Annotated in this window: 1 protein-coding gene; it reads left to right on the plus strand. The window is 59.7% G+C overall.

All coding sequences use genetic code 11. From position 1 onward, the window contains the following. Positions 1-93 (plus strand): MbeD/MobD family mobilization/exclusion family protein (locus OGV85_RS00015; RefSeq protein WP_285834145.1); only part of this gene is annotated, 93 nt, incomplete at its 5' end. Between the last annotated feature and the right edge of the window lie 140 nt (positions 94-233).

The raw sequence follows: 233 nt of genomic DNA on the forward strand, positions 1-233 counted from the left end.
CGGGAGAACGCGGTGCTGAACGAGCGCGTGTCGGACTTGAGCACGCAGGTGCTGAGTTTAAGCGAGCAGCTGCGCCGCTTGTCCGGGAACTGAATGCCATCGAGGAGAAGGCTGCACTGGAGTATCAGCGTCAGAACGAGCTGGAGCTGACGCTCCGACAGAAGCAGAAGAGTTTCGATGGTCCGAAGATGAGGTGACAGCCCGCACGAAGAAGGGCTCATCGCGTTCCTGCT

It is taken from the genome of Citrobacter sp. Cf132, from assembly GCF_030333885.1.
GTDB lineage: Bacteria > Pseudomonadota > Gammaproteobacteria > Enterobacterales > Enterobacteriaceae > Citrobacter > Citrobacter freundii.